The organism is Streptomyces sp. NPDC092369 (assembly GCF_044755245.1).
Taxonomy (GTDB): Bacteria; Actinomycetota; Actinomycetes; order Streptomycetales; family Streptomycetaceae; genus Streptomyces.
Genome location: NZ_JBIVQP010000003.1, coordinates 1005648 through 1028637, shown reverse-complemented (window position 1 = coordinate 1028637; position 22990 = coordinate 1005648). Strand labels below are relative to the sequence as shown.

Sequence of the window (22990 nt, the reverse complement as noted above, 5' to 3'; positions counted from 1 at the left end):
GTGGCGACCAGCACCCTGGCCGGCGACACCACCGTCGCCCGGCCGCGCACCGGCGACCGCCGCTCACCCCTGTGGTGGGCGGTGGTCGCCCTGCCGGCCGCGGTGGCGGTGGTGTACACCGTGACCACCCGCCGGCTCACCGGCGACCTGCACTACGTCCTGGCCGCGCTGCGCACCGGCCGCGCGGCCGGCTACTCGCCGTCCGAGGTCTTCACCCACCGGCCGTACTTCTACCGGTGGTTCATCGCGATCCTCGACCGCCTCACCTCCTTCGGCACAGACAGCGCGCCGGTCCGCGAGGCCCTGATGGGAGCGGCCGGCGTCCTGCTCGCCGCCGCTGCCGCCTACGCTCTCCACGCGGCGCTCCTGCGCCGGGTCACCGGCCGCGAGGCGGCCCTCACCGCGGGCGCCACCGGCCTGGCCCTGGCGCTCGCCCCGCGCAACGACTTCCTCCAGCCCGAGTGGGCCGCGGTGGTGCTGACCGTGCTCGGCGTCGCCGCCGCGATCGGCCCGCAGCGGCCCTGGCGGGCGGCCCTGCTCGCCGCCGTACCGCTCGGGCTCGCGGTGATGATGAAGTACTCCACCGCGGACACCGCCGCGATCGGCATCCTCCTTGTCTACGCCGTCGACCGGGGCCGCGCGGTGCGGGTCGCCGTGGTCGCGATGGCCGCCGCCGCGGGCCTGTTCGGGCTGAGCGTGCTCGGCGGGTCCCACGAGTGGCAGTGGACCCAGGACATGCCGCAGATCAACCAGACGGCGATCGGCCGTACCGGCGTCCACCCGCACCTCATCCTCGACCGCTCGATCGACTTCCTGGCCGACCGGGCCGTGACCACCCCGGTGCTGCTGCTCGCGCCCGGTGCGCTGCTGCTGATCCTGACCCGGGTGAGCGGCCGGTGGCGGCGGGCCGAACTGCTTCTGGTCGCCGTCACGATCGGCGTCGCCGCCCAGGCGGTCGTGGTCGTGCAGGGCAACTGGTTCCTGTACCACGGGGCCCAGATGCCGGTACTGGCCGCCGCTGCCTGGGGCCTGGCCGTGGGCGGCGCCCGCCGCACACCGCCGTGGTGCTTCGCCGCCGTGTCGCTGGTGTACGGCGTGCTGCCCGTGGTCTACGGCCAGGCGCCCAAGGGCCTGCAACGGCCGTGGGAGATCTGGGTCGCCGGGCTGGTCGCGCTGCTCGCGGCGGGCGTGGACGTGCTCCGGACCAGGAGGACGACCGTCCGGCGCGGGGTCACCTCGGCCGTGCTGGTCACGCTCTGCGGTGTGGTCTGCCTGACGGCCTCCATCTGGCCCGGCTCCCCGCACATGGTCTTCCGCGGCAAGGTCACCGAGACCAGCTCGCACTACCTGGCCGGCATGCGGAGCGCCCAGGCCGACGCGGACCGGATCCGCGACCGGCTGCCCGCGAACGCGCCGGTGCTGTACCTGGCCTTCGGCGAGATGACGTACTACATCGACCACCCGGCGCAGTGCCGCTACCCGATCGCGACCTTCCTGCAGCGCAGCCGCTTCCTGCCGGACGTGGCCGAGCTGCCGTCGTTCAAGGAGAACGCCGACTGCGTCGACCACGACCCGGCCCCGTACGCGGTCCTGGAGCGGCCCTGGTTCCAGCCGGGCCATGTGGACCCGGCGCTGTGGAAGCGCATCCAGGCCGTCTACGACTGCCCGAGCGCCCGCCCCGGGACCCGGGCCGTGCTGTGCGTCAGGCGTTGATCCCGAGGGACGCGGTGACCTTGCGGGCCAGGGCGATCGAGTAGCTCTGGCCCCGGTCCTGCGGGTAGATCTGCGCCATCGTGGCCAGCGTGACCCGGCTCATCGGCGTCTCGTGGGCCGGGATCAGCGCCCGGTACTCCGGCGTGACCACCGGCTGCGCGAACCCGGCCTTCGAGAAGTGCCAGTCCTTGATCCAGGAGGCGTCGAAGTCCGGGTTCACGCGCCGCAGATACGGCACGAACCGGTCGAGCAGCTCGCGTGGTTCGGTGGTGAAGCGCCAGTCCTCGCGCTCGACGTAGTTGCCGACGTAGAGGATGTGCCGGCCGCCGTAGACCGACGGGTCGATCATCTTCGTGTGCTCGACGACCGCGAGGAAGGGGAAGCCGGGCTCGTTGATGTTGAGCCAGTAGTACGGGATCACGCTGCGGTCCAGCTCCAGCACGAAGCACGTCGCGCCGAGGTACTGGTTCTTCCACACCGCGTTGTCGGCGGGCAGCCCGGCCGCCTTGGCGAAGGCGGGCTGCGGAGTGGTGACGATCAGCTGGTCGAACTCGTAGCGCGAGCCGTCCGCGCAGCCCACCGTCACGGTGTCGCCGTCCTGCCGTACGGACTCGGCCGCCTTGCCGAACTCCACCTTGCCGCCGCGCTCCTCGATCCCGTCCCGCAGCGCCGCGTAGACCCGCTCGAACCCGCCGTCCACATAGCCGAGTTCGAAGGTGCGGCAGTGGATACGGGCCCACAGCCAGGCCATTGACACCTGCTCGGCGCGGTCGCCGAACTTGCCGCGCAGCAGCGGCTCCCAGATCGCGGCGGTGGCCTTCTCGCCGGCCCAGCGGCGCAACCAGGCAAGCGCGGTCAGGTCGTTGAAGCGCTCGCCGTTGCGCACCGCCTTCAGCACGGCCGAGGAACCGGCGAAGCGCACGGCGTCGACCGGGTTGAACTCCGGGTAGCGCAGCATGTCGAAGGGCGTGGTGAAGTCGACCAGCCTTCCGCCGCGGTAGATGCCGGTGGTCGGCCGGTGGAAGCGCAGGGCGTCACCGAGGCCGAGCTCCCCGATCAGGGAGATCATCGCCTTGTCGCTGCGGAAGATGTGGTGGTAGTAGCGCTCCAGCGGAACGCCGCCCACCTCCAACGAGGCCGCCAGACCGCCGAGTTCGTCGGCCGCCTCCAGGACGGTGACCTGGTGGCCGGCGCGTACGGCGTCCCAGGCGGCGGTCAGGCCGGTGGCACCCGCGCCGATGATGCCGAGATTCATGCGAAGCTCCACTTTCGGTTGAGCACGAACTGAAGGGCCAGCACCAGCGGCAGCGAAGCGGCCTTGACGACGTTGGCGTCGATGCCGAGGCCGTTGGTGAAGGCGAGGAAGAGCAGGTTCGTGAAGACGATGCCGGTCAGTCCGACGGCGTAGAAGCGCAGGAAGCGGACCACGAGCCGGTCCCGGCGCTCGAAGGTGAACAGGGCGTTCAGGACGAAGTTGTTGGCGATGCCGAGGGTGGTGCTCAGCGCGTTGGCGAGCTGCTCGTCCATGCCCGCGAGGTTGTGCAGCAGCAGGAAGACCACGAAGTCGATGACGACGCCGCTGCCGCCGATCACGGTGTAACGCACCAGCTGGCGCACGGTTTTGGAGCGGGAGTTCTCGGCGGTCACCGCGGGAGTGGTGGCGGTGATCTCAGTCATCGGACTCGGGTCCGCCGATCACTTCGCGCACCAGGTACAGCGGCCGGCCCTGGGCCTCGCTGTATATCCGCCCTATGTAGGTGCCGATGACGCCGAGCGAGAGCATCTGGGTGCCGCCGAGGAACAGCACCACGCACATCAGCATCGTCCAGCCGGAGACGGTGATCTCGGGCCGGAAGAACTTCATGGCGAGCGCGTAGACGATGCCGACGAGCGACAGCGCGAGGACCGCGAAGCCGAGCCGGGTGATCATCTTCAGCGGGGTGGTGGAGAAGCTCGTCATGCCGTCGACCGCGAGGCGGGCCATCTTGCGCACCGGGTACTTGGTCTCGCCGGCGAAGCGCTCGTCGCGGTCGAAGGCGACCTCGGTCTGGGTGTAGCCCATCGAGGCGACGATGCCGCGCACGAAGCGGCTGCGCTCGCGGAACTTGCGCAGCTCGTCGGCGACCTTGCGGTCCAGCAGCCGGAAGTCCCCGGTGTCCAGCGGGATGTCGACCTCGGTGGAGGAGCGCAGCATGCGGTAGTACAGGTGCGCGGTGGCCTTCTTGAACGGGGTGTCCTGCCGGCTGCGGCGGCGCGCGTGCACGATCTCGGCGCCCCCCTGCCAGGCGTCGACCAGCTCCAGGCTGACCTTCGGCGGATCCTGGAGGTCGGTGTCCATGACGATCACGGCGTCGCCGCAGGCCAGGTCGAGGCCCGCGGTGATGGCGATCTGATGCCCGAAGTTGCGGGCGAAGTCGACGACCTTGACCCGGGCGTCCTGCTCCGCGAGCCCCTTGAGCAGGGCGAGCGAGCCGTCGGCGGAGCCGTCGTTGACGTAGACCAGCTCGAAGTCGAGCTCCGGCCGGGAGCCGAGCGCGGCGATGAGCTCGGTGTGGAATGCGGTGATGCCGTCCTGCTCGTTGTAGACCGGCAGGACATACGAGATGAGTGGCCGCCGGGCCGACTCCGGCTCGACCGCCGCGAGCGCGACGGGAGCCGGAGCGTGGGCGGGCGGCGAAGCTGTTTGCGCCATTGGTGGAAGCTATGGAGCGGTTGTGAACTCCCGACCAACACATGGCGTCGGAATGCAATCCTCCGAGTATCTCTTCGTACCTATTTCTCTTACGTTCCTATTTACCACGCTCTAATAGAGGTTCGGGTGATCACCGTGACGAAGGAAGCGGGCCTCAGTCGGTCGGTGTGAACAGCAGGTTCCGCGTCTTGCGCGGCCGGGGCGCGTACCACGGCACGAGGGTTCCGTCGGCCTCGGTGACCCAGTGGCAGTCGTAGCCCAGGGGGTTGAACTCGGCGAGGAGCGCGTCCATCTGCGCGTCCTGCAGCGCTTCGAGGATCACGGTCGGCCGGTCGCGCTTCAGCACCTGCCGGGCTCCTTCGAGGACCGACATCTCATGGCCCTCGACGTCGATCTTGATGAGGTCCAGCTTGGTGTCGGCGAACACCTCGTCCAGGGGCAGCAGCCGGATCCGCTTCAGCTCGGCGCCCGCGGCGCCCGCCTCCAGGGTCGATCCCGTGGACAGCAGGTTTCCCGAGAAGCGGACGCTGATCTCGGCCCATCCCGCCTGGCTGGAGACGCCCGCCTGGTGGAGCTTGATGTTCTGCAGGCCGTTCGAGCGGACGTTCACCGAGAGGCGGGCGTGGATCTGGTCCACCGGTTCGAAGGAGTGGATTTTCGCCTTGGGGTTGGCGAGGGCGGCGATCATCGAGAAATAGCCGACGTGCGCACCGACATCGGCGATCGTCGTGCTCTTGGCGGCCAGCCGGGACCAGGTGGCGAGACTGCCGGGTTCGTAACCGAACTCGCCGTTCCACAAGGTGTCGAGGGCGACCGCGTCGTCGTTCACGCAGAACATGACGAAGGGCGGGCAATACGGCGAGTTGATCTCCACATAACCTCTGTAGGGATACTTCTTTCGATGGGTGACGATGATGTCGCTCGTGCTGACCGGTCGTACGGATGGTGCGTGGTCCAGCATGCGGGCATTCGCTTCTTGGAGCTGGGGTATACGCATGCTGCGATCGTAGGGCCCGGTCCCGGTTTGTTGCAGGTGCCCGGAACAGGTATGCGAGTGGGCCGCGGCCCGTGCATGGAGACACGGGCCGCGGCCCACCGCATGGGTGACCGAAATTCAGAGGCGTACGGCCTTCTTCAGCGAACGGGCCTTGCGTACCACCCGCCGTGCGGTGGCATTGCGCGGCAGGAACGCCAGTCGTTCCGGGATACCGCCCGGCAGGCCCAGCGAGGTGAGTCGCTTGCGCTTGAAGTAGCGCTGGGTGCGCGGGCCGAATTCCTTGGACAGATATTTCTCGGCCGCCGGGCGCAGGGAGGGGTGGATCTGCGGCTGCATGGTGAAACCGACAGCGGTGACTAGGCCGCCGAGCGTCCTGGCCGCCACCGTTTCCTCGCCCTTGCGGCCCTCCAGGTCCGGGATCACCGCGTCCGCGAGGACGGCCGGGACCCGGTTGCTGTTCTGGTACGGCGTGAGGCGGTCGAGCAGCGGTTCGGTGCCGACCCGGGCCACCGGCAGGCCGTAGAACGCGGACGCCGTGAACAGCGCGGTCGAGAAGCAGCCGACGACCAGTGCGGGCGGGGACTTCTCGAACAGCACCTCGGCCAGGACCGGCAGGTCGAGGACGGTGAGGTCGACGCCCAGCTTCTCGGCCTCCGCCTCCAGGATCCGGCTGTAGCGGGCCGGCGCGGTGGGATGCGGCTTGAAGACGATCGCGCGGTGACCCCGCTCGACCGCCCCGCGCATCATCCGCACGTGCAGCTCTTCCTCCTCCTTGGCGGAGAGGATGTTCAGCGCGGAGAGGTACTGGCCAAGGAGCAGCGCCGAGTTGGCCGGCAGCACCGGCGCCTCGGGCACGGCGGCGGTGAGTTCACCCATCACCTTCAGGAAGGCGGTGGTGGGCACGACCTGCGCCGGCACGTCGAACTCGGTCAGCAGCATCGGCGTCAGACCGGCCACCAGGTCCAGGTGGAGCAGCCGCCGCACCCGCGTGCCGACCAGCGGGTCGAGCTTGTTGCGGGTGGGCCCGTAGCTCATCAGGCCGTCGGCGTAGACCTCGATCGGGGCCTCGGTGAACAACTGGGCCACGGTGAGGGCGGGGGCGACCTGGATGGACTCCAGGACCAGCTCCACCCTGTCGTCGCCCAGCTCCCACAGCAGCCGCAGATAGCGCTCGAAGAGCGGGATGTCGTCGGGCCGCGGCGCCCACGCGCCCGGGTGGAAGGGGCGGATGGCCTCGTTCCACGACAGCACGGTGTCGAAGTGGTCGCGCAGCGGCTCGAAGCCCGGCATCTCGTCGACGGCCGGAGTGGTCTCCGGCGTCGTGGAGTTGTTGAAGACCAGCAGCACCTGCCGGTCGCCGTCCGCCTCCGTGAAGAGGTCGGACTCCATGGCGGCGGCGAGGGTGGCCGCGCCGTACAGCGTCGAGACGCAGAAGATCCGGGTCGTACGGGGCATCAGGCGGCCGCCTTCGCTGTGGTGATCCGGCGCCGCAGCCGCCGCAGCTTGGAGGAGCGGCGCAGGTCCATGGTGTCGAGTACGTCACCGAGCGCTTCCTGCGGCATGCGCTGTATGGCCGCCGCGCTCATCGACCGCAGCTGCTTGGCCACGGCCGGCTCCCACTTGGAATCGTCCGCGAGGTGGTGGGCGATGATCGCGCAGTACGTCCGCACGGCCTTCGGCAGCAGCCGCTCGGCGTCCGGGTCAAGCGCCGTCTCCTCGATGACCTGATCGAAGGCCCGGATGAAGTCGAGTTGACGGACGTCACCGATCTGGGTGAGCGAGGAGGCGACCCCGCGCCGGTAGAAGACGCCGAGCAGACTCACCACGGCGAACGACTCCGCCTCGCGGTGCAGCTTCCAGATCCACGGCCGGTCCTCGGCGGTGCGCAGCCCGTCCGTGAAGTGCAGCAGGCCCTTCTCCAGGAGGCGGCGGTGGTAGGCGCCGGCCCAGGCGTAGGCGTAGTCCACGGAGGTCGTGCGGTAGGCGGGCAGGATCGCCTCGCGCGGGTTCATGACCTCCCAGCGGCGCCCGTGCGGCACCCGGTGCACCGAGCGGGAGCGGGCGGTCGCCTGCACGTGGTCGGTGCGGATGAAGTCGCAGTCCAGCTTCTCCATGGCCGCCACCAGCTGCTCGTAGTAGCCGGGAGCCACCCAGTCGTCCCCGTCGAGGAAGGTCAGGTACTCGCCGCTCGACGCGTCCAGACCCGTGTTGCGGGCGGTGGCGAGGCCTCCGTTCTTCTCGTGGCGGACGTAGCGAACCTGGGCCACGTCGGACAGTTCTTCGACGGCTCGTTCCAGGATGTCCGGCGTTTCATCCTTCGAATGATCGTCCACAAGAACGAACTCGAAATCCGGTCGAGCGTTGAGGCGGAGGCTTCTGAGGGTGTCCGGGGCATATTGCTGCACGTTGTAGAACGGCACGATCACGGAGAGCTTTGGCACCCGCAAAAGCCTAGGAGGCGGCTCGGCTGCTGAACTTTCCGGTACCCGTACGGCGGGTGAACTCCATGTGTCGGAACGGTGCATCCCATGTACTTCCGAGGCTTAGGCGAGCCAGTTCGGCTCTCGGCGATGTGTTGTTAACTTTTTGGCCAGGTGCGGTTGGGCCGCACCTCGGATTTGCTTCGTAGCGTCTTGGTTGTGCCGCCTAGTACAACTAAGCCCATGAGAATCGCTGTTCTCGCGGACTCCGACACCCGCTGGAAATGGGGTGCGTTGACCGCGGCTCGTATCGTTCCGGGCCCGACCATGGAAGCCGCAGGGCGCGACGCCGCGCAAGTCGGCCCCGAGCTCAGTGGATTCCTGCTGCGCGGCCGGGCCACCCCCACGGCGCGCCAACTGGCCGAAGTGGGCGTCCACGTCGACTCCCTGAAGGAGGTCACGGCGCTCGAGTTCCTGCGTGCCATGGCCGAGGAGGAGTACGACCTCGTCGTGCTCGCCCTCGTCGGCGGCGGCGTCCAGGCCATGCTGCACGGCCTCAAGCGCGTGTGGGAGGGCCGCAAGCGGCGTCCCGTCGTCGTCACCGGCTACGTCGGCGTCGTCTACGAGAAGCTCGCCGACGGTCTGCTGCTGCGGCACGGCGCGGACCTCGTCCTCGCCAACTCCCGCCAAGACGCGGAGCGTTTCCGAGGTGTGTACGAAGGGGTGGGCGCGGACGCCTCGTCGGTGACGGAGGTGGCACTCCCGTTCCTCGGCGGCGCTCCTTACGAAGGTGAACACGACCCGTACACCGTGGTGTTCGCCGCGCAGCCGTCCGTGCCGGACAGCCGCAAGGACCGTACGTACCTGCTGGAGCGGCTGATCCGGCACGCCCGCCGGCACCCCGAGCGGGAGGTGCTGCTCAAGCTGCGCTCCAAGCCGGGCGAACACACCACGCACATCGAGGAACTGCCCTACCAGAAGCTGGTCCAGAAGCTCGACGCACCGGCCAACTTCCGCCTGGTGTACGGCAACATGGGCGAGGTCCTCGACCGCACCGACCTGCTGGTCACCATCAGCTCGACGGCCGCGCTGGAGTCCCTGCACCGCCGTATCCCCACGGTCATCCTCAGCGACCTGGGCGTGCGCGAGGTGCTCGGCAACCACCACTTCGTGGGCTCCGGCTGCCTCGCCTCCTGGGACCAGCTGGACGAGGGCCACCGGCCCGAGCCCGACGAGGAGTGGGTGGCCCGTCAGGGCGTCGCCGCGGACGGTTCGTACGACACCGCCTTCGACGCGGCGCGCGAGCGGATCACCAAGCTGCTCGCCCGGCCCGGCGGCCTCGCGCCCCTCACCCCGTACTACACACCGGCGACCGCGCCCGGCTACCTGCCCGGCATCCTCGCCCGCCACCACCTCGGCCCGGACGGCAGCCCGCTGCCCGGCGCCCCCGCCGCCGACAAGGAACCCAGCGCGGTCAAGCAGATAGTCCGCCGCGCCGCACGCGGTGCCTACCGCCACGGCGTGCAGCGCGTCGCCCCGGTGATCCGGCGGATGGGGGACCTGTGAGTCCCCGCCCCAGCGGACCCGTCGCCGCGGCGGGTGGTGGTGCCGTGAGTGTCCCTCCGGCCGGTCGGTCGCCGTCCTCGATTCCCTCTCAAGGAGTAGAGCCCATGTCCAACCCCGAAGCGGGCCAAGGCGCTTCGGTGCGTGGTGCCTGCCGGCGTGGCGTGCGGGTGGTCGCTCCTGTGCCGCGGCGGGTGGTGGTGCCGTGAGTGTCTCTCCGGCCGGTCGGTCGTCGTCCTCGATTCCCTCTCAAGGAGTAGAGCCCATGTCCAACCCCGAAGCGGGCCAAGGCGCTTCGGTGCGCCGGGTGCTCGCGGTGATTCCCGCGCGTGGCGGTTCCAAGGGTGTGCCCGCGAAGAACCTCGCCCCCGTGGGCGGTGTGCCGCTGGTGGCCCGTGCCGTGCGTGAGTGCCGGGCCAGCCGGCTGGTGACGGACGTCGTGGTCTCCACCGATGACCAGGCCATCGCCGCCGCGGCCCGCTCGGCCGGCGCCGAGGTCGTGCTGCGGCCCGCCGCCATCGCCGGCGACACCGCCACCTCCGAGGCCGCCGTGCTGCACGCCATGGACGCGCACGAGGCCCTGCACGGGGCCACGGTCGACGTGGTGCTGCTCGTGCAGTGCACCAGCCCGTTCATCATCCGCGAGGACGTGGACGGCGTCGTCGGCGCGGTCGTCGACGACGGCGCCGACTCCGCCCTGACCGTGGCCCCCTTCCACGGCTTCGTGTGGCGCGATGCCGACGACGAGGCCAGGGCGGGCACCGTCGCGGAGACCGACGCGGCCACCGGCGGCGGCTACGGCGTCAACCACGACAAGTCCTTCCGCCCGCGCCGCCAGGACCGCCCCCAGGACTTCCTGGAGACCGGTGCCGTCTACGCGATGGACGCGGTCGGCTTCCGCGAGCACCAGCACCGCTTCTTCGGCCGCACCGAACTCGTGCGCACCGACCCGGCCCGCGTGCTGGAGATCGACGACCACCACGAACTCGCCCGCGCCCGGGCACTCGCACCCCTCTTCGACGCGGACCGCCCCGGTTCGCTGCCGACCGGCGCCGACATCGACGCGGTCGTACTGGACTTCGACGGCACCCAGACGGACGACCGGGTGCTGATCGACGCCGATGGAAAGGAGTTCGTCTCCGTGCACCGCGGCGACGGACTGGGCATCGCCGCGCTGCGCAGGACCGGCCTGAAGATGCTGATCCTCTCCACGGAGCAGAACCCTGTCGTCGCCGCGCGGGCCCGGAAGCTGCGGATCCCGGTCCAGCACGGCATCGACCGGAAGGACCTCGCACTGAAGCAGTGGTGCGAGGAGCAGGGCATCGCGCCCGAGCGCGTGCTCTACGTCGGCAACGACGTCAACGACCTCCCGTGCTTCGCCCTCGTGGGCTGGCCCGTGGCGGTCGCGAGCGCCCACGACGTGGTACGCGGCGCCGCCCGTGCGGTCACCACCGTCCCTGGTGGCGACGGCGCGATCCGAGAGATCGCCAGCTGGATCCTCGGCCCCTCTCTCGATTCCCTCAACAAGTAAGGACATCACCCGCCATGAGCAACTCCCGTCTGCGCACCTTCGGTTCGAAGACCGCCGGCCCGGGCCACCCCGTCTACGTCGTCGGCGAGATCGGCATCAACCACAACGGTGAGCTGGAGAACGCGTTCAAGCTGATCGACGCCGCCGCCGAAGCCGGCTGCGACGCGGTCAAGTTCCAGAAGCGCACCCCGGAGATCTGCACCCCGCGCGACCAGTGGGACATCGAGCGCGACACCCCCTGGGGCCGCATGACCTACATCGACTACCGCCACCGCGTCGAGTTCGGCGAGGACGAGTACCGCCAGATCGACTCGTACGCCAAGAGCCGGGAGATCGACTGGTTCGCCTCCCCGTGGGACACCGAGGCCGTCGCCTTCCTGGAGAAGTTCGACGTCCCCGCCCACAAGGTCGCCTCCGCGTCGCTGACCGACGACGAGCTGCTGCGCGCCCTGCGCGCCACCGGCCGCACGGTCATCCTCTCCACCGGCATGTCCACCCCGAAGCAGATCCGCCACGCGGTCGAGGTCCTCGGCTCGGACAACATCTTGATGTGCCACGCCACTTCGACCTACCCGGCGCAGGCCGAGGAGCTCAACCTCCGCGTCATCAACACCCTCCAGGCCGAGTACCCGAACGTGCCGATCGGCTACTCCGGTCACGAGACGGGCCTGCAGACCACCCTCGCCGCGGTCGCGCTGGGCGCCGCCTTCGTCGAGCGTCACATCACCCTGGACCGCGCGATGTGGGGTTCCGACCAGGCCGCCTCGGTCGAACCGCAGGGCCTGCAGCGCCTCGTGCGTGACATCCGTACCATCGAGGCCTCGCTCGGTGACGGTGTCAAGAAGGTCTACGACTCGGAGCTCGGCCCGATGAAGAAGCTGCGCCGCGTGCCGGGCGTCGTCGCCGAGGCGGAGATCGCCGCCGCCGCGGGCGAGCCGGTCTCGGTCTGATCCACACAGGGACGGTCATACATCGATGAGCCCCCGCGCCGGATCCGCCGGCCACCCCACGCTCGCGTTCGTCGAGAGCCCCGTACAGCTCCTGAACGTGCTGGAGTGGGCGCACGCCCATGCGCCCGGCGCGGAGCTCACCCTCGTCGTGCTGTCCCCGACCGACCCCATGACCCGCGGTCAGCTGCGCCGGATGGCGGAGCTGGCCCGCGAGGAGGGTCACCACGTCCGCTGGGAGGAGGCCCGGGGCGGCCCCGCGGCACCGTTCCAGACGATCGGCGGCCTCAGCGGCCTGCTCCGGCGGGCACCCCGGGTCGTCCTGGGCGACCCGTTCTCCCGCTACGTACAGCTGCTGCTGACCATCACCAAGGCCCGCGACCTCGTCGTCGTCGACGACGGCACCGCGACCATGGAGTTCGTCGCCCAACTCGCCCGCGGGGAGCGCCTGGTGCGCTGGCACCGCAAGGGTGGCCGGCCGGGCGCGCGGGACCTGCTCTTCGCCCCGGTGTCCTCCCGGGCCCGCCACCGCCTCACGCCGAGCGCGAAGAGACGGGTCGAGGTCTTCTCCTCCATGCCGATGGACGAGACGCCTCCCGGAGTGACGGTCACCGCCAACGACTTCTCCTGGACCCGCAGGCGGTTCGGGCCGCCCCGCATCACCCAGGGCGCCGACATGGTCGGCACCTCGCTGGTGGAGACCGGCGTGGTGGACGGTGAGCGCTACCTGGAGGCCGTCCAGCACCTCGCCAAGGCCCATGGCGCCACCCGGTACTTCGCGCACCGCCGCGAGAGCACCGAGAAGCTCCACCGGCTGGCCGCCGAGACGGGCCTGGAGATCGTCCGCCCCGACCTGCCGCTGGAACTGATCGCCCGCCGCGGCCCGATCGGCCGTACGATCCTCAGCTTCCCCTCGACGGTCGTCCACACCCTCCCGCTGGCCCTGGCTGGCACCGAGGTCCGCGTCGCCGTCTGCGACATCGACCCCGACTGGCTCACCGACAAAGCCTCTCCCCGAGCCCAGGGCTTCCTCTCGGGCGTCACGGGAACGGCGAAGGACGTCACGCGGTTGTCCTCGGTGACGGTGGTGGCCTGACGGGGAAGGCTTGAGGGGGCGGCCGACGGAGGCACCCTGACGGGGATCCTCCGGTCGACGGGCTCCGGGACGGCGTTGCCGGGAGTCTGGTCCGCGGGTCCCGGGACGGCTCGGCCGGGCTTCGGTCTGCGGGATCAGGCACCGTACTGGCGGGGGTCCGGTCCGCGGGTAGCGGGACGGCTCGGCCGGGGGTTCGGTCCGCGGGATCCGGCACCGTCCTGCCGGGGGTCTGGACCGTGGGGCCCGGCCCGTCCTGCCGGAGGTCCGATGCCACGGATCGGCGCCGCGGCCCTGCCCGGCGTCACGGCAGCCGGCAGGCGACCGGCCGGAGGGGTCGCGCCGACGGCTCGGCGGAGAGCCCCCGCGTCTCACCAACAGGCCTGATCCGGACGGCAGCCCGACCTCACGCGGCCCTGGCTCGTCCATCCGCGCTGATGAGCGCCGTGTCCTGCGGCCGGGTGGATCCGTCGGACAGCCGTCGGTCGTCCTCACCCGTCCTTGCGCGCCACCAGGAACGCCCGCGGGCGGGTCTCGGTGTCCTGGGGTTCCCGGACCATCCGGGTGACCGGGACGAGGTCCGCCTCGGCCAGCTGTTCCGTCACCGCGTCCGGGGTGCGCCAGTAGTAGTCGAGCGAGATGTCGTGGCCGAAGCGTTCGGCGAGGTGCAGGCGGCCGTCGTCGGTGCCGGTCTGGAAGCCGAGCAGGACGTGGCCGCCGGGGGCCAGGAGCCGGTGGAACTCGGTGAGGACCGTGGGCAACCGGTCGTCGGGGACGTGGATGATCGAGTAGAGCGCGACGATTCCGCCGAGGGTCTCGGAGGGCAGGTCCAGGGACGTCATCGACCCCACGTGGAAGCGCACCTCGGGGTGGGCCCGGCGGGCCAGCTCCACCATGCGGGGCGAGAGATCCACGCCGAAGACGGGGATGCCGAGCCGCTGCAGCCGGGCGGTGACATGGCCCGGTCCGCTGCCTATGTCGGCCACCGGCCCGCCGCCGGCCGCTCCCACCAGCTCCGCGAAGCCGGTGATCAGGGCTCTGTCCAGGGTGTGGATGCCCAGCCAGTCCGAGAACCGCTCGGTGTAGGCGTCGGCGATCGTGTCGTACGAGGTCCGGGTGGTCTGCAGGAAATCCGCGGTTTCTGGGCTCACGTGCCCGCACCCTAGTGTGGCCCGGACGCGCCCGTCCGCCGGTTCATCGGGGCGGCATCCGCCGTTCTCCCGACGGAGTCTCCCGCCACGGTTGTGCGACAGTGCGGTCCCGACAGGTGAACAGAACCGCCGGGTGCGTGCCGAGCGTGGTATCCGTTGAAGGAGTGACTCTCCGTGGATCTCATGATCCGCCCGACCGAAAAGCGGGCGAGTTTACCCATCCGAACCGATACATATGCGTCGGGCGACCAGATTTTCTTCCCCTAACGGGTTGAACTTTTGTTGATCGAGGGTCAGTTGGTCCCTCCGGCGTCCTACCCTTCAGAGGGTGAAGCAACTTATGTCACTGGAGTCCGAGGCCGATCTGCCCGGGGAAGCCCTGCTTCCCGGCACGCTGCCCGCCGCCCTGCGTGCCGAACTCGTCGCCTTCCGCCGCGACTTGCACATGCATCCCGAGCTGGGCAACCAGGAGTTCCGCACGACCGCGGCGATCAAGGCACGCCTTGAACAGGCGGGGCTGAAGCCGCGCGTGCTCGCCATCGGGACCGGGCTCATCTGTGACATCGGTGAGTGGGACGGCGGGCGGCCCATGCTCGCCCTGCGCGCCGACATCGACGCGCTGCCGATCCCGGACACGAAGAGTGAGTGCGCGTACCGCTCCACCGTGCCGGGCCGTGCGCACGCCTGCGGTCACGACGTCCACACCACCGTGGTCCTCGGCGCCGGCCTCGTCCTCGCCGAGCTGCACAAGCAGGGGCTGCTGCCGCGGCCCGTGCGGCTGCTGTTCCAGCCCGCCGAGGAGGTGTTGCCCGGTGGCGCCGCCGACGCCATCGAGTGCGGGGTGCTGGACGGGGTGGGGCGGATCGTCGCCGTGCACTGCGACCCCAAGGTGGACGCCGGGCGGATCGGACTGCGGCACGGTGCCATCACCTCCGCCTGCGACCGCCTGGAGGTCTCCCTCGACGGACCCGGCGGCCACACCGCCCGCCCGCACCTGACCACCGACCTGGTCACCGCCGCCGCCCGGGTCGCCACCGACGTGCCCGCCCTGGTCGGCCGGCGCGTGGACAGCCGTAGCGGACTCGCGGTCACCTGGGGACGGATCGAGACCGGGCACGCGCCCAACGTCATCCCGCAGCACGCCGAGCTCTCCGGCACCGTGCGCTGCCTGGACCTGGAGACCTGGCGGCAGGCGCCCGACATCGTGGTCGCCGCGATCGACGAGATCGCCAACCTGCACCGCGCCAAGTCGGAGATCACCTACGTCCGAGGCGTCCCCCCGGTCGTCAACGACCCGGTCGTCACCGACCTGCTGCGCGACGCCATGACGGCCCGCCTGGGAGCGGACGCCGTCGAGTCCACCGAGCAGAGCCTGGGCGGCGAGGACTTCTCCTGGTACCTGGAGCACGTGCCCGGCGCCATGGCCCGGCTCGGCGTCCGCACCCCGGGGGAGCGGACCGTGCGCGATCTGCACCAGGGCGACTTCGACGCCGACGAGTCCGCGATCACCGTGGGCGTGGAGATGTTCACCGCCGCCGCGCTGCTGGACGCCGCGGAGTAGTCGCTGGGCGCGCGACAGCCCCACGAGGGCTGTTGCGCCGTCCGGCGCAACACGGTTGTAAGCCAATCGTGCACCGTTCGAAATCGACCCGTGTCAGAGGGTCGGAGCCCGAGTTCAGACGCCGTTTGCCTCGAATCGATAACGGCTTTGGAGTAGGTCTTTTTCTGACATCTACGCGCGTTACGATGCCGCGAAGCCGACGCCGCATGGGCGTGCAGGCCTGAGCACTGGCATGGTGCTCACATCCAGCGCCGATATGGCGCTCAGGTCAGGTGAAGGAGCCTTCCCGTGCGCCGGGTAGCCAAGCTTTCCGCTGCGGTCGCCGCTTCCGCAGCTCTCGCACTGACTGCCACAGCCTGTGGCAGTACCTCCTCCGACAGTGACACCTCGTCGTCCGCCTCCTCCGGTGGCGGCAAGGGCATCAAGATCGGCCTCGCCTACGACGTCGGCGGCCGTGGTGACCGTTCCTTCAACGACTCCGCCGCGCGCGGTGCCGACAAGGCCGCGAAGGAGTTCGGCGGTTCCATCAAGGAACTGACCGCCAAGAGCTCCGACACGGAGGCCGACCGCGAGCAGCGCCTGACCGACCTGGCGGACGCCGGCTACAACCCGATCGTGGCCGTCGGCTTCTCCTACGCCACCTCGGTCGACAAGGTCGCCGCCAAGTACCCGAAGGTCAACTTCGGCCTGATCGACTCGGTCGCCACGGCGAAGAACGTCGACAGCATCACGTTCACGGAGGAGCAGGGCTCCTACCTGGCGGGTGTCGCGGCGGCGCTGAAGACCAAGAAGGACCACGTCGGCTTCATCGGCGGTGTGGACACCCCGCTGATCAAGAAGTTCGCGGCCGGTTACGTCCAGGGCGTCAAGGACACGAACTCCAAGGTCAAGGTCGACGTCCAGTACCTGACCCACGGCTCCGACCTGTCCGGCTTCGCCAGCCCGGACAAGGGCAAGGAGGCCGCGTCCGGCCAGCTCGACAACGGCGCCGACGTGATCTACGCCGCGGCCGGCTCCTCCGGCAACGGCTCGATCGAGGCCGTCTCCGCGGTCAAGGGTGCCTGGGCCATCGGCGTGGACTCCGACCAGTACAACATCCCGGGTCTGTCGAAGTACAAGAACTCGATCCTGACCTCGATGGTCAAGAACGTCGACGTCGGCGTGTACGACTTCGTCAAGTCCGTGCACGACGGCAAGCCGCTGACCGGCAACCAGGTCTACTCGCTGGAAAAGGGCGGTGTCGGCCTGGCCACCAGCGGTGGCTTCATCGACGACATCAAGACCCAGCTGGACGCCGCGAAGGCGAAGATCGTCGACGGCTCCGTCAAGGTCAAGACCAGCTGACCTGACGGTTCCCGCCGGAACCCTGGCTCGGCGAGGGGTCTCGACAACCCCTCGTCGAGCCATAACAATGTGTCAACTCTACGCGTGTAGCTTGGAGTTGCCGCGCTAGCGTCGCCGACGCCTGCCCTCCCCTACGCAGCCCCTTTCCCCATCAGGAGAGTGCGCCATCAACGCGTCCAGCCCTCCCGCTGCCGTCGAACTGCGCGGCATCACCAAGCGATTCCCCGGTGTCGTGGCCAACAAGGACATCGACATCACCGTCCGCACCGGCACCGTGCACGCCCTGTGCGGTGAGAACGGTGCCGGCAAGTCCACCCTGATGAAGATCCTCTACGGCATGCAGCAGCCGGACGAGGGCACCATCACCGTGGGCGGCGAGACGGTCACCTTCAACAATCCGGCCGATGCCATCGCCCGCGGCATCGGCATGGTCCACCAGCACTTCATGCTGGCCGACAACCTCACCGTCCTGGAGAACGTGGTCCTGGGCGCGGAGAAGCTCCACGGCATCGGCTCCGGGGCCCGTACGAAGATCAAGGAGATCTCCGACGCGTACGGCCTGAACGTGCGACCGGACGTCCTGCTCGAAGAGCTCGGGGTCGCCGACCGGCAGCGCGTGGAGATCCTCAAGGTCCTCTACCGCGGCGCCAAGACGCTCATCCTCGACGAGCCCACCGCCGTCCTCGTGCCGCAGGAGGTCGAGGCGCTCTTCGACAACCTGCGCGAGCTCAAGGCCGAGGGCCTCACCGTCATCTTCATCTCGCACAAGCTGGGCGAAGTGCTGTCCGTGGCCGACGAGATCACCGTCATCCGCCGCGGCACCACCGTCGGCACGGTCGAGCCGGCCGGCACCACGCCCAAGCAGCTCGCCGAGCTGATGGTCGGCAGCGAACTGCCCACGCCGGAGACCGAGGAGTCCACGGTCACCGACGTCCCGCTGCTGAAGGTCGACAAGCTCAACCTGAGCCAGACCGACCTCGACGGTGTCGAGCGCGTCATCCTCGACGCCGTCTCCTTCACCATCCACCAGGGTGAAGTCCTCGGCATCGCCGGCGTGGAGGGCAACGGCCAGTCCGAGCTGGTCGAGGCGATCATGGGCATCCGCGACCCGGACGCCGGTGTCATCACCCTCGGCGACACCGACATCTCGCACGCGCCCACCCGCCGGCGCCGCGAGGCCGGCATCGGTTACATCCCCGAGGACCGCCACCGCCACGGCCTCCTCCTGGAAGCCCCGCTGTGGGAGAACCGCATCCTCGGCCACGTCACCGAACGCCCCAACTCCCACGGCCAGTTGCTCGACATCAAGGGCGCCCGCGCCGACACCGGCCGCATCATCGAGGCGTACGACGTCCGCACCCCCGGCATCGACGTGACGGCCGCCTCGCTGTCCGGCGGCAACCAGCAGAAGCTGATCGTCGGCCGCGAGATGAGCCACTCGCCCAAGCTGCTCATCGCCGCCCACCCCACCCGCGGTGTGGACGTCGGCGCGCAGGCCGCGATCTGGGACCACATCCGCGAGGCCCGCCGCGAGGGCCTGGCCGTGCTGCTGATCTCGGCCGACCTGGACGAGCTCATCGGCCTCTCCGACACCCTGCGCGTGATGTACCGCGGCCGGCTCGTCGCCGACGCCGACCCCGCCACCATCACCCCCGAGGAGCTGGGCTCCGCCATGACCGGTGCGGCCAGCGGCCACCTGGAGCACACAGAGGCCTCCGGCCCGGAGCGCACAGAGGACGACGCCCGATGAAGAAGCTGACCCAACGCATCGACAAGGAGCGGCTGCTCCTCGGGATCGCGGCCCCGCTGCTCGCGATCGTCGCCGCGCTCGTCGTCACCGCCCTGGTGATCCTCGCCACCGGCAAGAACCCGGGCGCCGCCTTCAGCGACATGCTGACCTACGGCTCCGCGAGCGACAGCCAGGTCTACATCCTCAACAAGGCGACGACGTACTACCTGGCGGGTGTCTCGGTGGCCATCGGCTTCCGGATGAACCTGTTCAACATCGGCGTCGACGGCCAGTACCGCATCGCCGCGTTCTTCGCCGCCGTCCTCGGTGGCGCGCTGACCACGCCCGGCTGGATCTCCATCCCGCTGATCATCCTGTGCGCCATGGGCACCGGTGCCGTGTGGGCGGCCATCGCGGGCGTCCTCAAGGTGACCCGCGGCGTCAGCGAGGTCATCTCGACGATCATGCTGAACTCGATCGCCACCGCGATCATCGCCTTCCTGCTCCAGCCCGGAAAGCTCGCCGAGCTGCAGAGCGGCGGCACGGTCGTCTCCACCGACCCGCTGCCCTCCTCCTCGTACTTCTTCCAGATCAACACCGGTGCGGCGGGCGAGCTGTGGGGCTTCATCGTCATCGCCGTGCTCGTCGGCATCGCCTACTGGTTCGTGCTGGGCCGCACCCGCTTCGGCTTCGACCTGCGCACGGTCGGCCAGTCCGAGAGCGCGGCCGCAGCCAGCGGTGTCTCGGTGAAGAAGATGGTCGCCACCAGCATGGTGATCTCGGGCGCGGTGGCCGGTCTGATCGGCATGCCGACCCTGCTCAACGACAGCCACCAGTTCAGCAACGACTTCCCGGTCGGCATCGGCTTCACCGGCATCGCCATCGCGCTGCTCGGCCGCAACCACCCGGTCGGCATCGCGCTGGGCGCACTGCTGTGGGGCTTCCTGGAACGCACCACCAACCACCTTGAGTTCGAGGGCTACGACAAGGAGATCCTCGGCGTGATCCAGGGCGTCATCGTCCTGTGCGTCGTCATCGCCTACGAGATCGTGCGCCGCTACGGCCTCAAGCGCCAGCAGCAGCGGGTCGGCGCGGAGCTCGCCGCCCAGGCCGCCGCCCCGACCGAGAAGCAGGAGGTGGCGCGATGACTGCCACGATGACCGACACGCCGCCCCCCGCGGCACCCAAGGCGGCCACCGGACGCACCCGGTCGAGCCGGTCGCTCGGCCAGATCCTCATGATCGTCGCGGGCGCGCTGCTGCTCGTCGCCGCGGTCCGCGTCATCACCGGCGCCGACCAGCTCACCTCCGAGGGCCAGGTCAGCGCGGCGCTGGCGCTGGCCGTACCGATCGGCCTGGCCGGTCTCGCCGGTCTGTGGTCGGAGCGGGCCGGCGTGGTCAACATCGGCCTCGAAGGCATGATGATCCTCGGCACCTTCGGCGCCGGCTGGATCGGCTGGCAGTCCAACCCCTGGCTCGGCCTGCTGTGCGGCATCGGCTTCGGTGTCCTCGGCGGCCTGGTGCACGCCGTCGCGACCGTCACCTTCGGCGTCGACCACATCGTCTCCGGTGTCGCGGTCAACCTGCTCGCGCTCGGCGCCACCCAGTACCTCGCCAAGATCTTCTTCTCGGACGGCAAGGCGGCCGACGCGGGCGGCAACCCCAAGCAGTCCCCGCCCGTCGACTCGCTGCCCAACATCGACGTACCCGGTCTCTCGGACGCGCTCAGCTCGGTCGAGAAGCACCACTGGTTCCTGATCTCCGACCTCGCCGGCATCCTCGGCGGCCTGGTCAGCGACCTGTCGGTGGTGACGGTCTTCGCCGCGCTCCTGTTCGTCGGCAGCTGGTGGCTGCTGTGGCGGACCGCGTTCGGTCTGCGGCTGCGCTCCTGTGGCGAGAACCCGATCGCCGCGGAGTCCCTCGGCGTCAACGTCTACAAGTACAAGTACGTCGCCGTCGCCGTCTCCGGCGGCCTCGCCGGTCTCGGCGGCGCCTTCCTCGCGCTGGTCACCTCGCACACCTACCTGGAGAACCAGACCGGCGGGCGCGGTTACATCGGTCTCGCGGCGATGATCTTCGGCAACTGGCGGCCGGGTGGACTCGCCATGGGCGCGGGCCTGTTCGGCTTCTCCGACGCGCTCCAGCTGCGCAACGGCGGCGAGACCGTCCACGCGCTGCTCCTGCTCCTGGTGGTCCTGCTCGCCGTGCTGGCCGGCTGGAAGCTGTACAAGAAGGCGATGATCCAGGGCGCCGTCAGCGCCGTCATGGCCGTGGCGGTCCTCGTCTGGTACCTCACCACCGACGAGGTCCCCAGCGACTTCGTGGGCGCCACCCCGTACGTGGTCACCCTGCTGGTGCTGTCGCTGTCCGCGCAGCGCCTGCGGATGCCCAAGGCGGACGGCATGCGCTACCGCAAGGGCCAGGGCAAGTGACCACGCGGCCGGACGTCGACTGGGACGGACTGCGGGAGGTGGCCCGCGAGGCCATGTCCCACGCCTACGCCCCCTATTCGGGCTACCCGGTCGGCGTCGCCGCGCTGGTCGACGACGGCCGTACGGTCTCGGGCTGCAACGTCGAGAACGCCTCGTACGGTCTTGGCCTGTGCGCCGAGTGCGGGCTCGTCTCGGAGCTGCAGCGCACCGGCGGCGGCCGGCTGACGCACTTCACCTGCGTCGACGGGCGGGGCGAGATCCTCGTCCCGTGCGGCCGCTGCCGCCAGCTGCTGTACGAGTTCGGCGGCCCGGACCTGCTCCTGGAGACCCCGGCGGGGATCCTGCCGCTGTCCCAGATGCTGCCGCAGGCCTTCGGCCCGGACCACCTCACCAAGTAACACCCGTGCGGCCCCGCTGAGTTGGCGCCATCGCTCAGGGGGCCGCACGGCTGCTGGAACCCTCGGAAGGAACCAAGCCATGGCCATGGACGCCGTCTCCGTCATCCGCGCCAAGCGGGACCGCGGTGAGCTCAGCGACGCACAGATCGACTGGGTCATCGACGCGTACACCCGCGGGGAGGTCGCCGACGAGCAGATGTCCGCGCTCGCGATGGCCATCCTGCTCAACGGCATGAACCGGCGCGAGATCGCCCGCTGGACCGCCGCGATGATCGCCTCCGGCGAGCGCATGGACTTCTCCGCGCTGTCCCGCCCGACGGCCGACAAGCACTCCACGGGCGGTGTCGGCGACAAGATCACCCTCCCGCTGGCCCCGCTGGTGGCGGCCTGCGGCGCGGCCGTCCCGCAGCTGTCGGGCCGGGGCCTTGGCCACACCGGCGGCACCCTGGACAAGCTGGAGTCGATCCCCGGCTGGCGCGCCCTCCTGTCGAACGAGGAGATGCTGTCCGTCCTCGACGGGACCGGCGCGGTGATCTGCGCGGCGGGCGACGGCCTGGCCCCGGCCGACAAGAAGCTGTACGCGCTGCGGGACGTCACCGGCACGGTCGAGGCGATCCCGCTGATCGCCTCCTCGATCATGTCGAAGAAGATCGCGGAGGGCACCGGCTCGCTGGTCCTGGACGTGAAGGTGGGCACGGGCGCCTTCATGAAGACGATCGAGGACGCGCGCGAGCTGGCGTCGACGATGGTCGGCCTCGGCACCGACCACGGAGTGAAGACGGTCGCGCTCCTCACCGACATGTCCACCCCGCTCGGCCTGACGGCCGGCAACGCCCTCGAAGTTCGGGAATCCGTCGAGGTGTTGGCCGGCGGCGGCCCCGCGGACGTCGTCGAGCTGACCCTCGCCCTCGCCCGCGAGATGCTGGACGCGGCCGGCGTGAGGGACGCGGACCCGGCCAAGGCCCTGGCCGACGGTTCGGCGATGGACGTCTGGCGCCGCATGATCGCGGCCCAGGGCGGCGACCCGGACGCGACCCTGCCCACCTCCGAGGAACAGCACGTCATCAAGGCCCCGACCTCCGGTGTCCTGACCCGCCTGGACGCGTACGACATCGGCATCGCCGCCTGGCGCCTGGGCGCGGGGCGCGCCCGCAAGGAGGACCCGGTGCAGGCCGCCGCGGGCGTCGAACTGCACGCCAAGCCCGGCGACGAGGTCACCGAGGGCCAGCCCCTGCTGACCCTGCACACGGACACCCCCGAGCGCTTCGAGTACGCGGTCGAGGCGGTGCTCGGCTCCTACGACATCGAGGCGCCGGGCACGGCCTTCACGGCGTCGCCGGTGGTGCTGGAGCGCATCGCCTGACAGGAGGGCAGGGGACCTCAGGGGCCGGTCCTTCGGGGCCGGCCCCTTCGCGCGCGG

At 70.1% G+C, this 22990-nt stretch carries 19 protein-coding genes; 12 read left to right on the top strand and 7 right to left on the bottom strand.

Annotated elements, in window-relative coordinates; translation table 11 throughout:
* Entirely contained in the window at positions 1–1713 is a 1713-nt protein-coding gene (locus tag ACIQI8_RS21565) for a hypothetical protein (protein WP_402352831.1), read from the top strand.
* On the opposite strand, the gene ACIQI8_RS21560 is transcribed toward ACIQI8_RS21565, so the two are convergent.
* The 6 genes from ACIQI8_RS21560 to ACIQI8_RS21535 all read right to left on the bottom strand — a co-directional run bounded on the left by ACIQI8_RS21560 (position 1703) and on the right by ACIQI8_RS21535 (position 7843).
* On the bottom strand, positions 1703–2968 hold the full coding sequence (locus ACIQI8_RS21560; protein ID WP_402352829.1) for an NAD(P)/FAD-dependent oxidoreductase: 1266 nt from the start codon (positions 2966–2968) through the stop codon (positions 1703–1705). The two genes, ACIQI8_RS21565 and ACIQI8_RS21560, sit on opposite strands and share 11 nt — an antisense overlap.
* Positions 2965–3390, bottom strand: coding sequence for a GtrA family protein (locus tag ACIQI8_RS21555; protein ID WP_402352826.1), 426 nt, complete (start codon positions 3388–3390; stop codon positions 2965–2967). The genes ACIQI8_RS21560 and ACIQI8_RS21555 overlap by 4 nt, the downstream gene beginning before the upstream one ends.
* On the bottom strand, positions 3383–4405 hold the full coding sequence (locus ACIQI8_RS21550; RefSeq protein ID WP_402352823.1) for a glycosyltransferase family 2 protein: 1023 nt from the start codon (positions 4403–4405) through the stop codon (positions 3383–3385). The genes ACIQI8_RS21555 and ACIQI8_RS21550 overlap by 8 nt, the downstream gene beginning before the upstream one ends.
* A 154-nt stretch (positions 4406–4559) precedes the next feature.
* Entirely contained in the window at positions 4560–5402 is an 843-nt protein-coding gene (locus tag ACIQI8_RS21545; protein WP_402352820.1) for an FkbM family methyltransferase, read from the bottom strand.
* A gap of 117 nt (positions 5403–5519) precedes the next feature.
* Positions 5520–6857 carry a polysialyltransferase family glycosyltransferase gene (locus ACIQI8_RS21540; protein ID WP_402352817.1) on the bottom strand — a complete coding sequence of 446 codons (1338 nt, stop codon included), beginning with the start codon at positions 6855–6857 and terminating at the stop codon, positions 5520–5522.
* Positions 6857–7843, bottom strand: coding sequence for a glycosyltransferase family 2 protein (locus tag ACIQI8_RS21535; protein WP_402352814.1), 987 nt, complete (start codon positions 7841–7843; stop codon positions 6857–6859). The genes ACIQI8_RS21540 and ACIQI8_RS21535 overlap by 1 nt, the downstream gene beginning before the upstream one ends.
* A 198-nt stretch (positions 7844–8041) precedes the next feature.
* Between ACIQI8_RS21535 and ACIQI8_RS21530 the strand changes: the two genes are divergently transcribed.
* The 4 genes from ACIQI8_RS21530 to ACIQI8_RS21515 all read left to right on the top strand — a co-directional run bounded on the left by ACIQI8_RS21530 (position 8042) and on the right by ACIQI8_RS21515 (position 12959).
* Complete coding sequence (locus tag ACIQI8_RS21530) at positions 8042–9388, top strand: DUF6716 putative glycosyltransferase (protein ID WP_402352812.1); 1347 nt, start codon at positions 8042–8044, stop codon at positions 9386–9388.
* A gap of 262 nt (positions 9389–9650) precedes the next feature.
* Complete coding sequence (locus tag ACIQI8_RS21525; protein ID WP_402352809.1) at positions 9651–10916, top strand: cytidylyltransferase domain-containing protein; 1266 nt, start codon at positions 9651–9653, stop codon at positions 10914–10916.
* 14 nt (positions 10917–10930) lie between these two features.
* The gene (locus ACIQI8_RS21520) at positions 10931–11866 is read left to right on the top strand and encodes an N-acetylneuraminate synthase family protein (RefSeq protein ID WP_402352807.1); all 936 of its coding nucleotides are present in this window, start codon (positions 10931–10933) and stop codon (positions 11864–11866) included.
* Between the two features lie 25 nt (positions 11867–11891).
* Positions 11892–12959, top strand: coding sequence for a hypothetical protein (locus ACIQI8_RS21515; protein WP_402352804.1), 1068 nt, complete (start codon positions 11892–11894; stop codon positions 12957–12959).
* Between the two features lie 488 nt (positions 12960–13447).
* Here ACIQI8_RS21515 and ACIQI8_RS21510 read toward each other — a convergent pair whose 3' ends face one another.
* Positions 13448–14107, bottom strand: coding sequence for a class I SAM-dependent DNA methyltransferase (locus ACIQI8_RS21510; protein WP_402352801.1), 660 nt, complete (start codon positions 14105–14107; stop codon positions 13448–13450).
* Positions 14108–14447: 340 nt separating this feature from the next.
* On the opposite strand from ACIQI8_RS21510, the gene ACIQI8_RS21505 reads away from it, so the two are divergent.
* The 7 genes from ACIQI8_RS21505 (at position 14448) to ACIQI8_RS21475 (ending at position 22933) form a co-directional block, all read left to right on the top strand.
* Positions 14448–15668 carry an amidohydrolase gene (locus ACIQI8_RS21505; protein ID WP_402354085.1) on the top strand — a complete coding sequence of 407 codons (1221 nt, stop codon included), beginning with the start codon at positions 14448–14450 and terminating at the stop codon, positions 15666–15668.
* 288 nt (positions 15669–15956) lie between these two features.
* Positions 15957–17012, top strand: a complete 1056-nt coding sequence (locus tag ACIQI8_RS21500; RefSeq protein WP_402352798.1) for a BMP family protein — start codon at positions 15957–15959, stop codon at positions 17010–17012.
* A 199-nt stretch (positions 17013–17211) separates the two neighbouring features.
* On the top strand, positions 17212–18762 hold the full coding sequence (locus ACIQI8_RS21495) for an ABC transporter ATP-binding protein (RefSeq protein WP_402354082.1): 1551 nt from the start codon (positions 17212–17214) through the stop codon (positions 18760–18762).
* Entirely contained in the window at positions 18759–19889 is a 1131-nt protein-coding gene (locus ACIQI8_RS21490; RefSeq protein ID WP_402352795.1) for an ABC transporter permease, read from the top strand. The genes ACIQI8_RS21495 and ACIQI8_RS21490 overlap by 4 nt, the downstream gene beginning before the upstream one ends.
* Positions 19886–21172, top strand: coding sequence for an ABC transporter permease (locus ACIQI8_RS21485; protein WP_402352792.1), 1287 nt, complete (start codon positions 19886–19888; stop codon positions 21170–21172). Before ACIQI8_RS21490 ends, ACIQI8_RS21485 begins: the two co-directional genes overlap by 4 nt.
* Entirely contained in the window at positions 21169–21570 is a 402-nt protein-coding gene (locus ACIQI8_RS21480) for a cytidine deaminase (protein ID WP_402352789.1), read from the top strand. Before ACIQI8_RS21485 ends, ACIQI8_RS21480 begins: the two co-directional genes overlap by 4 nt.
* A gap of 85 nt (positions 21571–21655) precedes the next feature.
* Positions 21656–22933: a thymidine phosphorylase gene (locus tag ACIQI8_RS21475; protein WP_402354079.1), complete on the top strand. Its 1278-nt coding sequence runs from the start codon at positions 21656–21658 to the stop codon at positions 22931–22933.
* Positions 22934–22990: the final 57 nt, after the last annotated feature.